The sequence below is a fragment of the Clostridium gasigenes genome, assembly GCF_900104115.1.
GTDB classification, from domain to species: domain Bacteria; phylum Bacillota; class Clostridia; order Clostridiales; family Clostridiaceae; genus Clostridium; species Clostridium gasigenes.
Genome location: NZ_FNJM01000028.1, coordinates 1 through 13,043, shown reverse-complemented (window position 1 = coordinate 13,043; position 13,043 = coordinate 1). Strand labels below are relative to the sequence as shown.

At 28.9% G+C, this 13,043-nt stretch carries 11 protein-coding genes and 1 other annotated feature; of the genes, 10 read left to right on the top strand and 1 reads right to left on the bottom strand.

Annotation, left to right across the window (positions count from 1 at the left end; all coding sequences use genetic code 11):
- On the top strand, positions 1-267 hold a 267-nt coding region (locus BLS77_RS18930), incomplete at its 5' end, for an IS3 family transposase (RefSeq protein WP_139164878.1).
- Between the two features lie 112 nt (positions 268-379).
- Here BLS77_RS18930 and BLS77_RS18925 read toward each other — a convergent pair.
- Complete coding sequence (locus tag BLS77_RS18925; RefSeq protein ID WP_089973667.1) at positions 380-946, bottom strand: Uma2 family endonuclease; 567 nt, start codon at positions 944-946, stop codon at positions 380-382.
- Between the two features lie 351 nt (positions 947-1,297).
- Between BLS77_RS18925 and katG the strand changes: the two genes are divergently transcribed.
- The 9 genes from katG (at position 1,298) to BLS77_RS18885 (ending at position 12,958) form a co-directional block, all read left to right on the top strand.
- Positions 1,298-3,478 (top strand): catalase/peroxidase HPI, encoded by a 2,181-nt coding sequence (gene katG, locus BLS77_RS18920; protein WP_089973666.1) that lies wholly within the window; start codon positions 1,298-1,300, stop codon positions 3,476-3,478.
- 178 nt (positions 3,479-3,656) lie between these two features.
- Positions 3,657-4,052 carry a DUF3775 domain-containing protein gene (locus BLS77_RS18915; RefSeq protein ID WP_089973664.1) on the top strand — a complete coding sequence of 132 codons (396 nt, stop codon included), beginning with the start codon at positions 3,657-3,659 and terminating at the stop codon, positions 4,050-4,052.
- 293 nt (positions 4,053-4,345) lie between these two features.
- Complete coding sequence (locus BLS77_RS18910) at positions 4,346-5,311, top strand: tRNA dihydrouridine synthase (protein ID WP_089973661.1); 966 nt, start codon at positions 4,346-4,348, stop codon at positions 5,309-5,311.
- A 24-nt stretch (positions 5,312-5,335) separates the two neighbouring features.
- Positions 5,336-6,469 (top strand): deaminase domain-containing protein, encoded by a 1,134-nt coding sequence (locus BLS77_RS18905; protein WP_089973659.1) that lies wholly within the window; start codon positions 5,336-5,338, stop codon positions 6,467-6,469.
- Positions 6,459-6,611, top strand: a complete 153-nt coding sequence (locus BLS77_RS20170) for a hypothetical protein (RefSeq protein WP_207648709.1) — start codon at positions 6,459-6,461, stop codon at positions 6,609-6,611. The genes BLS77_RS18905 and BLS77_RS20170 overlap by 11 nt, the downstream gene beginning before the upstream one ends.
- Positions 6,612-6,620: 9 nt before the next feature.
- Positions 6,621-6,849 (top strand) — a binding site (T-box leader).
- 52 nt (positions 6,850-6,901) lie between these two features.
- A complete protein-coding gene (gene thrS / locus BLS77_RS18900; RefSeq protein ID WP_089973657.1) occupies positions 6,902-8,809 on the top strand; it encodes a threonine--tRNA ligase in 1,908 nt (635 codons plus the stop codon).
- A gap of 400 nt (positions 8,810-9,209) precedes the next feature.
- Positions 9,210-10,202 (top strand): acyltransferase family protein, encoded by a 993-nt coding sequence (locus BLS77_RS18895; protein ID WP_089973654.1) that lies wholly within the window; start codon positions 9,210-9,212, stop codon positions 10,200-10,202.
- A gap of 355 nt (positions 10,203-10,557) precedes the next feature.
- Positions 10,558-11,283, top strand: coding sequence for an ABC transporter ATP-binding protein (locus tag BLS77_RS18890; protein WP_089973651.1), 726 nt, complete (start codon positions 10,558-10,560; stop codon positions 11,281-11,283).
- Positions 11,276-12,958, top strand: coding sequence for a putative ABC transporter permease subunit (locus BLS77_RS18885; protein ID WP_089973650.1), 1,683 nt, complete (start codon positions 11,276-11,278; stop codon positions 12,956-12,958). Before BLS77_RS18890 ends, BLS77_RS18885 begins: the two co-directional genes overlap by 8 nt.
- Positions 12,959-13,043: the final 85 nt, after the last annotated feature.

The window sequence follows — 13,043 nt, the reverse complement described above, 5'->3', positions numbered from 1 at the left end:
CCGACCGAAGGATTTTGGGGCATTATTAAATCAGAGATGTATTATATATCTGATTTTTGCAATGAAGAAGAATTACGTAAGGCAATCGATGAATATATAGATTATTACAACAACTATAGATATCAAGAAAGATATGGTATTCTAGCACCTATTGAAGTAAGAAATGCTGCATTAAGAAATGATAATCCAATTCAATATCCTATTCCTGAAAATAAACGAATACAAGCTTATAAAGCAATGTTAGAATCAAAGAAACAAAGTGCATAAAAAATGCGACCAATAATATGGTCGCATCAACTTATACATTTTTAATTATTTAACCTGTCTACTTGACAGAGGTCAGTTCAAATTTGCAACACCTTTGTTTGGGTAAGTACGTTTATAAATCAGAGAATATATCTTCCATAGATATATTTAGTTCTGAAAATATATTTGATTCAATCTTACCTGTTTTATGTCGTACACAATATTGTTCATAGCCACCATTTTCATCTAATGAATAAATATCAAGTGAATATTTCATTGGATTTACTATCCAATATTCTTTTACGCCGTATTTCATATATAAATTCATTTTTGTAACTAAATCATGAGATTGATTTGAGGGGCTTAATATCTCTATTATTAAAGTTGGTACACCAATATACTTATTGTTAGTAAAACCAGTTTTATCACATATAACACTTAGGTCTGGTATAACTAAATTTTTGCTGCCATCCTTAATTAATTCTATATCTGTTGGAGCTGAAAATACGTCACAGCTTTTTCCTCTAAAAAAATTCCATAATAGTGCATGTAAATTACTCGAAATTCTTTGATGTGGAATTGATGGGCTAGGTGACATACAGATTAAATTATCTATATACTCTAATCTTTGATCTGAATTATTGCATATATCTAAATATTCATCATATGTTTTAAACTCGTTCTTTAATGTATTAGGCATATAAACACTCCTTATAATTCTAGTTTAGTATAGTTTATCATAAGGAATATTTTATATCAATATGGTAATAAACACATATAAAATCATAGCAACCTCAGCGGAACTAGAGTGGCATGAAGTCACACTATTGATAAATGAAAGTATAATTATAAAAAGTTACTCATATGATTAGTTAGACATCTATATAATAAAGTGTAATAGCATTTAAATGAGAAGGGATAGATAATATAGAATACAGTATCTATATGTATTCTATATTTAAATTTAATTAAGTTAGTTCTAATGTTCGTTAGAAGCGTATTTAGTTTTCTATCAAATGTTCTAACTACATCATACAAGGGGGATAGTGTTATGTCAGAAATGAAATGTCCAGTAACAGGAAAAACTAGTACAGCTACAGCTGGTGGTGGAACTACTAATAAGGATTGCTGCTCGAACCAGTTGAATCTTAACATTCTTAGGCAAAACTGTGATAAAAGCAATCCTATGTCAAAGTGCTTTAACTATGCTGAAGAATTTAAAAAGTTAGATTACAAAGGACTAAAGAGGGATTTATATAAGCTAATGACAGATTCTCAGGATTGGTGGCCGGCCGATTATGGTCATTATGGACCATTTTTTATTCGTATGGCTTGGCATAGTGTAGGGACTTATAGAACTGGTGATGGTAGAGGTGGTGGAGGACAAGGACTTCAACGTTTTCCACCAGTTAATAGCTGGCCAGATAATATTAGTCTAGATAAAGCAAGGCGTTTGCTTTGGCCAATTAAAAAGAAGTATGGAAATAAAATATCTTGGGCGGATCTTATGGTATTAACAGGTAATTGTGCATTTGAATCTATGGGATTAAAGACAATTGGCTTTGGTGGTGGCAGAGTAGATGTTTGGGAGCCACAAGAGGATATTGATTGGGGGAACAAAGAAATACTTGGAGATAACTTTGAAAAGGGTAAACTTGAAAATCCTTTAGCTGCAGTTCAAATGGGGTTAATTTACGTGAATCCAGAAGGTCCAAATGGAAATCCAGATCCACTAGCATCAGCTAAGGATGTTAGATTGATTTTTGCACGTATGGCTATGGATGATGAAGAAACTGTGGCACTTATAGCAGGTGGACATACATTTGGTAAGTGTCATGGAGCAGCATCACCTACTTATGTTGGACCAGCACCAGAGGTTGCACCTATAGAGCAGCAAGGCTTAGGATGGAAAAATAGCTATGGAACTGGAAATGGTGATGATACAATAAGCAGTGGAATAGAAGGGGCATGGAAGGCAGAGCCAACAAAGTGGACTATGGGTTACTTAAAGACAATATTTAAATATCAATGGGAACTTGTTAAAAGCCCTGCAGGAGCATATCAATGGTTAGCTATAAATGTAGATGAAGCGGATATGGTAGTTGATGCTCAGGATCCATTAAAAAAACATAGACCTATGATGACTACAGCAGATTTAGGTCTTATATATGACCCTATATATAAAGAGATAGCAAAAGATTATTTAAAAAATCCTAAAAAGTTTGAAGAGGATTTTGCAAAAGCTTGGTTTAAATTAACTCATAGAGATATGGGGCCAATATCACGATATCTTGGCCCGGAGGTTCCAAAGGAAATATTTATTTGGCAAGACCCTGTACCAGAAGCAAATTATAAATTAATTAACAAAAAGGATATTTCAGAACTTAAGAAAAAGATTTTAGAATCGGGGCTATCAGTATCTGATCTTGTTACAACAGCTTGGGCATCTGCATCAACTTTTAGGGGCTCAGATAAACGTGGTGGAGCAAATGGAGCAAGAATACGCCTTGAGCCGCAAAAGAATTGGCAAGTTAACGAGCCAGAGCGTCTTAAAAATATTTTGAGTATATTAGAAGAGATACAGAAGAGTTTTAATAATTCACATTCAAAGGATAAGAAGGTTTCATTAGCAGATATAATTATACTGGGTGGATGTGCGGCGATAGAAAAAGCTATAAAAAATGCAGGATATAATATTAGTGTTCCTTTTACTCAAGGACGTACAGATGCAACTCAAGAGGAAACAGATGTAAAATCCTTTAGTGTACTTGAACCTAAGGCAGATGGCTTTAGAAATTATGAAAAAACTAACTATGCAGTAAAACCAGAAGATATGTTAATTGATAGAGCTCAATTATTAACATTGACTATTCCTGAAATGACAGTATTAATTGGTGGTATGCGTGTGTTAAATGCTAATTATAATCAGTATAAGGATGGCGTGTTTACAAATAAGAAAGAATCTCTTACAAATGATTATTTTGTAAATCTTCTTGATATTAATACTATTTGGAAGCCATTATCAGAAGATCGGGAAAGGTTTGAAGGTTTAGATAGAGAGACAGGAAAAGTTAAGTGGACAGCTACAAGAGTAGATATTATATTCGGATCAAATTCACAGCTTCGTGCAGTTGCAGAGGTATATGCAAGTGATGATAATAAGGAGAAGTTCATACAAGATTTCATAGCTGCATGGAACAAGGTGATGAATGCAGACCGCTTTGATAGTTAAGTCGATTTTATAGTGTAAAGACGTTAGCACGTTTCGTGATAACGTCTTTTGTATTGGAAATAATAGTTACCTAAGGAAGAGATGGTTACATTGGTAAATACTATAAAGTAGTTGAAATATACAAATAAATATGTGATAATTGGTAACATAATCATTTTATATTAGGAGGTTATTTAATATGAAGAAATTAAATGAAATTAAAGAAATTGTTGTACAAACTATAAAATTATCAGATGAATTCCATAGGTTTTTAGGAAATAATGAGTTGAAAGAAAAAGATGATATTAAGATACGTTACTCACAGGAGGATCTTAAAGAAAGAAGAAAATTATCTGGATATTTAGAGTCGTTTGATGATGATACAGTACGTGCAGTACAAGCTATTATGTATATTGGTAGAGATGAAATTTATAGTAATAAAACCTATAGTGATGAGACTGAAGTATGGGCTAAGATTGAAGAAAAAAAGAAAACCTTAGGATTTGAAACTAAAGAAATAGAAGTTGACCAAATGGTATCGAAATCTCCTTTAGGTGACTATCTTAGATTAGGATTAAAGTTATTAGGTTTATAATATAAGGCATATCCAAATAAATAATAGACCAGTGTCCTTGATTTTGTTAAATAATTAAGGTTGTTGATACAGTAATATATTCTGAATTATGCTTAAATATTAAATGAAGCGTGCTAATAAAGGCACGCTTTATTATGTTGTTTAATATATTTAAATTGGATATAATAAGAGATATTCGAACAGACTAGGCGCGACAGTTATTTTAGAATTAAAGATGCGTAATGACTAGGTCGGTCAGAGGTTTTTTTGGTACAAGCTAATTTAAACAATTGAACTATAAAAGGAGTTATTAAATGAAATATTATTTAGCACCAATGGAAGGAATTACGGGATACATATATAGAACTTCTTATGAAAAATATTTTGGCAATATTGATAAATACTTTACACCTTTTATCGTTACCAATCAAAGTAGAAGTCTTAAAACTAAAGAATTAAGGGATGTTTTTCCTGAAAATAATGAAGGGATGAATATAGTTCCTCAAATACTTACTAACGATTCAGAAGGTTTTATTAATATTTCTAGAAAATTACAACAATTAGGTTATAATGAGGTTAATTTAAATTTAGGTTGTCCTGCTGGAACCGTTGTTTCGAAAAATAGAGGATCAGGATTTCTAGCTAAAAGAGAAGAACTTGACATGTTTTTAGATGAAATATTTAAAATAGATGATATGAAAATTTCTATAAAAACTAGAATAGGAAAAGATAGTCCAGAAGAATTTTATGAACTAATAAAAATTTACAATAAGTATCCTTTAGAAGAATTAATTATCCATCCTAGAACACAAAAGGACTTTTATGGAAATAAACCTAATTTAGAGGTGTTTAAAGATGGATTATCATTAAGTACTAATCCAGTATGTTATAATGGCGATATTTTCACTGTAGATGATCATAATAAATTAATAAAAGCTTTTCCAAAAGTAGATACAGTAATGCTAGGAAGAGGGATACTAGCCAATCCAGGGTTAATGAATGAAATTAAAAATAATACTTTTATAGATAAAGAAGTATTAAAAGATTTTCATGATGAAATTTTATATAAATATATAGAATTATTTAATGAAGATAGAAATGCAATATTTAGAATGAAAGAACTATGGGGGTATATGAGTTGCATATTTTCAGATAATAAAAAATATGCTAAAAAAATAAAGAAGTCACAAAATTTAAGTGATTATAATGAGGCTGTCTTAAGTTTATTTAGGGAGCAGGAAATTATACAAGGAGCTGGATTATTTAATAAGCCATATTAAATAAGTACTTGGAAATGGGTGAATATGAAACAAAGAAATATTGAATTAAAGAATAGAAAAAAAGAAAGAATAAAAATTAATAATATAAATGACTTTAAAGATGCGTTAAAAAGAGAAGGATATAAGATAGATGAATTTGATGACGAAAAATTCAAAGAAAAAATTACAAAGATTTTTAAAATAGATAATAGTGTAACGGAGAGATTGCATATATATATTAAGGATACTGAGATTACTTATAGAGCAAATGATATTAAGGATTTTATGGACTATATAGCCAAAATGATATTGTTTGAAAATGAACATAACAAACTATGTAAAAAAATAAGTGAAGTAAAAAAACTAAATATAGATAGACTTGAATATGAACGACAGGTAAGCTCTCAAGATAATGTTGAAGATATCATAAAGGCTATAGAAGAAATAAAAAGTAATATATCTAGAGTAATAAGTGAAGAAGAAAAAATGAAATTGGAAAAGTTAGAAAAAGAATTAGATAAGGACTATCTTTATGCAAAGGATATTGAACTATTGAAAAAAATGGTTTCTATTAGAAAAGAAGGCGTAAAAGAAAAATATAATGCCGAAACTAAAACTAAAACAGTATCCATAGAAATACCTAAGCAAATAAGTTATGAATATATTAGGGCTAAGGAGGGTACTGTAGAGTATCATCAATATTTAAGTAATAACATACAAAGAATGAAACGTTTAATAAAAAATATTGATAAATATATGAAAGTTGATGAAAAAGAAAAGACAACATTTAAAATAGATCAAAGCAAAGCATTAAATGACTCTATAAATATAGCAGTAGCAATATATGATGAGAAAGAATTTAGAGCAATTAGTGGAAGTAATGAGATAAAAAATTATTGCACATCACCACCACTAGAAAAGGCAATTTTTAAAAGTAGTAAAGTTAATAAATTAGGCAAATTAGGAATAGGATATGAGAGAGCTTTTGATAGTGAAAAAAAGATATTTGAAGAAATACATAAACAAATAGAAGCAAAAATTCTTAAGGATGAAGGAAATCTTATTTTATATAGTAAATGGGAACCCTGTCCAAGTTGTTATTTTGTAATTAGTCAGTTTTGCATAAAGCATCCAAATATAAAAATACAGGTAAAATATAGTAAAAGATATGGCGAATAACGTAGTTAGAGGTAAGGAAAACTTCCAGGTACAAGTAATATCTAAAATTATTAGCGTAGCTATTACAAGAAGGTATTTACAATCTATTACAAAAGTGATAACATATTTTAAATATAGAGTTAAGTTAATAAGATTATTTTAAATTAAATATAAATGAGCAGAGAAAGGGACGAGTATTATAGAGTACAGTTTTTAGAGAGGGAATGTCACCGGTTGTAAGCATTCCTAGATATGACTATAAGAAAACTACCCTGGAGTTATGGTTTATTAGCTAAAACTAGTGAAATACCATCGGTGAAAGTCGTTAAACATATTGAGAAGAATTGGATTAATTTAATTCAATTTGGGTGGAACCACGGATATTAACATTCGTCCCAAGCTGGGATGAGTGTTTTTTTCATACAATTAATTAATAAAAGGAGGTAGTAATATATGATAAAGATAAAACTAAAAGATGGATCGATAAGAGAAATTGAGGATTATTCTAATATTTATGATCTTGCAAATTCAATTAGCAAAAATTTAACTAAATCAGCTGTAGTGGGGGAAGTAAATGGAACGCTAGTTGATTTAAGTTATAAACTAAAAGATAATGATGAGGTAAATATTCTGACATATGATGATGAAAAATCAATTGAAGCTATCAGACATTCTACTTCACATGTTATGGCTCAGGCAGTTAAGAGACTTTATAATAGTGCAAAACTTGCAATAGGACCTTCAATAGAAAATGGATTTTATTATGATTTTGATATTGAAAATCCATTATCTGTGGAAGATATAGATAAGATTGAAAAGGAAATGAATAATATTATTAAAGAAAATTTGAAGTTTGAAAGAATGGATGTTTCAAGAGAAGAAGCTATAAAGCTAATGGAAGAAAGAAATGAAGATTATAAAGTTCAACTTATTAATGATTTACCAAATAATGAAAAGATATCTTTATATAAGCAAGGAGATTTTATTGATCTTTGTAGAGGTCCACATATTCTTTCTACAAAGTATATAAAAGCATTTAAATTAATAAGTGTAGCTGGAGCTTACTGGAGAGGTAATGATAAGAATAAAATGTTGCAAAGAGTATACGGAGTAGCATTTTCTAATAAAACATTACTGGAAACTCATTTGCATAATTTAGAAGAAGCTAAAAAGAGGGATCATAGAAAGTTAGGTAAGGAACTAAAGCTATTTAGTTTTATTGAAGAGGGGCCAGGATTTCCATTTTTCTTACCTAAAGGAGTTGTTTTAAAAAATACTCTTATTGATTTTTGGAGAGAATTACATTTAGAACATGGTTATGTTGAAATTGAAACACCTATAATGCTTAATAAGAAATTATGGGAAACTTCAGGACACTGGGATCATTATAAGGAAAATATGTACACTTCTATTATTGATGAAGAAGAATTTGCATTAAAGCCAATGAATTGCCCTGGTGGAATGTTAGTATATAAATCAGAAGCTCATTCATATAGAGATTTTCCAATGAGAGTAGGGGAACTTGGAAGGGTTCATAGACATGAACTTTCAGGAGCATTACATGGATTAATGAGGGTTAGAGCCTTTACTCAAGATGATGCTCATATATTTATGTTACCAAGTCAAATAAAATCGGAAATAAAAGGGGTTATAGACCTTATTGATAAGGTTTATTCAAGATTTGGATTTAAATATAATCTTGAACTTTCTACAAGACCAGAGGATCCTATGGGAAGTGATGCAGATTGGAAATTAGCAGAGGATTCTTTAAAAGGTGCATTAGATGAACTAAATTTAGAATATAAAATAAATGAAGGCGATGGAGCATTTTATGGACCTAAAATAGATTTTCATCTTGAAGATAGTATAGGGAGAACATGGCAATGTGGAACAATTCAATTAGATTTTCAATTACCACAAAGATTTGAATTAGACTATATTGGAAATGACGGAGAAAAGCATAGACCAATAGTTATTCATAGAGTAATATTTGGAAGTATAGAAAGGTTCATAGGAATACTAATCGAACATTTTGCTGGGCAATTCCCAACATGGCTATCTCCAATTCAAGTGAAAATACTACCTATATCAAGTAAGTTTGGAAATTATTCAGATTGTATTAAAAAAGAATTATATGCAAAGGGAATAAGAGTTGAAATTGATTATAGAGATGAAAAGATAGGTTATAAAATAAGAGAAGCTAGAAATGAAAGAGTTCCCTATATAATCGTTGTTGGGGAAAAAGAAGAAAATAATAATGAAATTTCATTACGAAGTAGAAAAAATGGAGATGAAGGAACTTTAAAGTTGGAAGATCTAATAGAAAGACTTGTTAATGAAATTAAAAATAAAGATGCGTAACGACCTCGAAGATTTAGAAAATTTCAAGGTGTAAGCTAATTTAAGCAATTGAACTGTAATAGAGATAAAAACTTTATTACAGTTTTTTTTATTTTAATAGGGGTTATGAAAAGTTAAAGGGCTAGTGTGAAAACAAACAAGGAATGTTATGGAAACATAATAAAGGTATTTGGATTCCTGAGGAGTTATGGCAAAATGAAGAGTTAACAGTTATATAGTAGAGATTTCTTTAAATAATATTAGTAAGTAGTATATGAACTTCTATTTTAGTTTAAAGTTTAAAAACACACAGAGTTGACACACTTATTACATGAATACTACACAACTCATGAGTATAATAAAATTATATTAACAAAGGTTATAAAAAATAAATACAAAATTACTAAAGAAGGAGAACATTATGCAAATTAATAATAGGGATTCTTATTTTGATAATTTAAAAGGATTTTTAATTATAGCAGTTATTGTAGGAAATTCATTGGAAGTTGCTAATCCCAAATATGTAAATATTCATTTTTTGATACTTTTACTATATGTATTTCATATGCCATTATTTGCATTTGTATCAGGATATTTTTCCAAATTAAGTACAAGGACTGTAAAAGAAAAAGTTAAGGATACAATAAAATTATATTTTTATTCACAAATGTTTTATACCGCATTTAATTTTTTTATTCTTGGAAGAGATGATGTAAGTCTAAAACTGTTAATGCCACAATGGACATTATGGTATCTTTTATCTTTGGTATGTTGGCATATGATAGAAGATTATATTAAGGAACATAAAAAATGGATTATATTTACTATAACTCTAGCAATATTAGTTGGATTTGATGCAAGTATTGGAACTAATGGAAGTGTTTCGAGAACACTATTCTTTCTACCATTCTTTATTGCTGGTAATGCATTTAAACTACAATATATAAGTATTTTAAAGTTAAATAGAATTAAAATATTAATGGTATCTATAATTACATTAGGAGCACTATGGGTTTTAAGTCAAGAGATTCCAGTAGAATTATTTTTTGAGTACTCAAAATACACTTGGTACTTTGATAGCCCTTGGTTTCCAATGTATATGAGAATGTTTCACTATTTTGCTGCAGTTTTTGTGGGTATGACAATACTTATATATATTCCTAAAAAGAAGACTGCGTTAGATAAATTAGGAAGATATTCTTTAATATTATATTTAGTTCATTCTGGAGTAGCTCAAATTCTAATAGGATATAAATTACTTAAATACGATTCATTAGTAGATGTAATAATATCTACTATTATTATTGTAATAGTAGTAGTAATTATAAGCTTTAGTTGGGTTATGATTAAAAAAATGATAAAAGCAAGCCATTTTAATCCTTTCCTAAAATCAGTAGGAGCAATGATAACCTAAGGGAATGCCATCAATTTAAGAAAGAAATTAGTTTTTAATAGTTAGAAAATATTGTTTCAAAACTATTTAAATCTACGAAAACCATATTGATGGAAGAGTCAATATGGTTTTTATTTTTATTTAATATGAATAAATAAGTAGATTATTTTTTGGATTTTGAACCTCTTGATGAAACAATAGCTAAAAACAGGTTTGGAGCATTATTATTTAGAAGAATATGATAATAATAAATTTATTAGAAGTCATAAAACCAAAGATAGAAGGTGAAAAACGGAGGGAAAAAATAGAAATAATTCTTAAAAAAGTGTATAATGGAAACAAGTAGATAAATTTTAAGAGAAAAGGAGCTACATTTATGATTAGAATTGATAAAATTAGTAAGACCTATAATGGGAAAATCAAAGCTGTTGATAATATATCAATAGAGGTTAAAGCTGGGGAGATTTTTGGGTTTATAGGACCTAATGGTGCAGGGAAAACAACAACAATCAAAATGCTAACTGGTATAATATCACCAGATTCAGGAGAAATAGAAATAAATGGCAAAAGTATAGTGAAAGACCATTTAGAAGCTAAAAAAGAGTTTGGATTTGTACCAGATAGTCCAGATGTATTCTTAAGACTTAAGGGGATAGAATATCTTAATTTTATGGGAGACATATATGGAATAGATACTACAATTAGAAAAGAAAGAATAAAAAAATTATCTTTAGAGTTTGAAATGGAAGAAGCATTAGGAGATAAAATTCAAAGTTATTCACATGGTATGAGACAAAAAATGATAATAATGGGTGTGCTTATTCATGACCCAAATGTTTGGATACTTGATGAACCTATGACTGGACTTGATCCTAAGTCTTCATTTAAATTAAAAGAAATGATGAGAGAACATGCAGATAGTGGAAAAACAGTAGTGTTTTCAACTCATGTACTTGAAGTAGCAGAAAAGATATGTGACAGGGTAGCCATTATTAACAAAGGAAAAATTTTATTCTGTGGAACACTTGAAGAGCTAAGAAAAGAAAAAAATACAAGTGATTCATTAGAAAAAATGTTCTTGGAGATGATTGGCAATGAGTAATGTAATAAGACTTACAAAGCTATTTTTAAAAGATGGTTTTGGAAATAAGGAAAATCAAAGTACAAAAGAAAGAGGGAATTATAAAAAAATATTATTAGGTATATTTATTTTTATATGTTTAATACCCCTTATGGGAACTATTTCATTTGGAACAAAAGAAATTTATGGAATTCTTAAACCTATGGGGCAGGAAAGTTTAATAGTTGGTGCATTAGTAATGAGTACATTTAGTGTAGTACTTATATTTGGAATGCTAATTTCTATTTCTGTATTGTACTTTTCATCAGATATAGAAAGTATTTTACATCTTCCGCTTAAAGTACGGGAAATAGTATCTGCAAAATTTATAACAATTTTAACTCATGAATATGCATTTGTTTTATTTATAACAGGAACAATAGGAGGAACTTATGGATATTTAGAAAGTGCAGGACCAATTTATTGGATAAAATTAATAGTTGTGACTATTATACTACCAATTATGCCACTTTCAATTGCATGCATACTATGTATTTTCCTTATGAAGTTTAATTTTATTACAAGAAACAAAGACAGATTTAATATGCTTATAGGTATTGTGGGAATGGGACTTGCTATAGTATTTAACATTGGTCTTCAAAAAATGACCAGATTACCTAAAGATGAACTAATGGAAAGATTAGGAAATGGAGATTCTTTAGCAAGTACACTGTTTAATAATCCACTAATAAAAGCACCGATGAATTTTTTATCTCAAAATGATATAGGATCTTCATCTATGAATTTTATGTTTTTTGTAGTATTTACAATAGGAATTTTCTTTATATATATAATAATTGCTGAGGCTTTTTATCTAAAGTCTGCAATGTCAATAAGCTCATCAAGTTCAAAAAGAAAAAAAATATCAGAGGTTGATTTATCAAAACAAAGTGAAAAGAAATCACAAATAATAGCATATATGATGAAGGAAATAAAATTATTACTTAGAACACCTGCATTTTTTATGAATTGTGTTTTAGTAGAAATTTTATTACCTGTATTTTTATTGATACCTGCAATAGCAAATGGGACAGATATTACAGCAATTAAAGAAAATCTAAGTAAAGCTAGAGAATTTGTTTCAAGCAATGCAAGTGAAACAGTAGCGCTATTTGCAATAGCTACTTTTGTTATAACTATATTTGTAGCGGGTTCAGCTATAGTATCAGGAACTTCAATAACTAGAGAAGGTGGAAGTTTTTATGTTAATAAATTTCTGCCTATAAGTGCAAAACATCAGATAATAGGTAAATTGTTAAGTGGAGTTCTAATAAATTCAATAGTTTTAGTTTATATTATTATAATAAATTTAGTTTTAGGAACACCGATTATTAATTTTGTAGTTAGTATAACTACATGTATCTTAACAATAATATTAATTAATATTACACAAATATTATTTGATATTATTAAACCAAAGCTAAATTGGACAAATGAATATAAGGCTGTTAAGCAGAATTTAATGGTGTTTATTATGATGATGTTTAACTTTGGAGTAGCAGGTGCCGTTGGAGTAATTACATTAATCAATTTCAAAAATATAGGTGGGAATGGGCTAATTATAACATCTTCAATAATAGCTATCTTAGTTATTATTATTGCAATTATGTATAATGTAGTAATGAGTTATGGTATAAAAAAATATGAAAAAATTTAAAATATAATGCTGAAAGAATTGGTGATTTTAACTGCAATAGAGCTAGAAATAAAGTGGTCCCTATGTCAAGGACAGTTAGAAAAAA

What these genes read in the sequence shown, in the direction of transcription:
- BLS77_RS18885 (WP_089973650.1), top strand. Translation starts at nt 11,276, where the DNA reads ATGAGTAATGTAATAAGACTTACAAAGCTATTTTTAAAAGATGGTTTT.
- BLS77_RS18910 (WP_089973661.1), top strand. Translation starts at nt 4,346, where the DNA reads ATGAAATATTATTTAGCACCAATGGAAGGAATTACGGGATACATATAT.
- BLS77_RS20170 (WP_207648709.1), top strand. Translation starts at nt 6,459, where the DNA reads ATGGCGAATAACGTAGTTAGAGGTAAGGAAAACTTCCAGGTACAAGTA.
- BLS77_RS18890 (WP_089973651.1), top strand. Translation starts at nt 10,558, where the DNA reads ATGATTAGAATTGATAAAATTAGTAAGACCTATAATGGGAAAATCAAA.
- BLS77_RS18925 (WP_089973667.1), bottom strand. Translation starts at nt 946, where the DNA reads ATGCCTAATACATTAAAGAACGAGTTTAAAACATATGATGAATATTTA.
- thrS (WP_089973657.1), top strand. Translation starts at nt 6,902, where the DNA reads ATGATAAAGATAAAACTAAAAGATGGATCGATAAGAGAAATTGAGGAT.
- BLS77_RS18905 (WP_089973659.1), top strand. Translation starts at nt 5,336, where the DNA reads ATGAAACAAAGAAATATTGAATTAAAGAATAGAAAAAAAGAAAGAATA.
- BLS77_RS18895 (WP_089973654.1), top strand. Translation starts at nt 9,210, where the DNA reads ATGCAAATTAATAATAGGGATTCTTATTTTGATAATTTAAAAGGATTT.
- katG (WP_089973666.1), top strand. Translation starts at nt 1,298, where the DNA reads ATGTCAGAAATGAAATGTCCAGTAACAGGAAAAACTAGTACAGCTACA.
- BLS77_RS18915 (WP_089973664.1), top strand. Translation starts at nt 3,657, where the DNA reads ATGAAGAAATTAAATGAAATTAAAGAAATTGTTGTACAAACTATAAAA.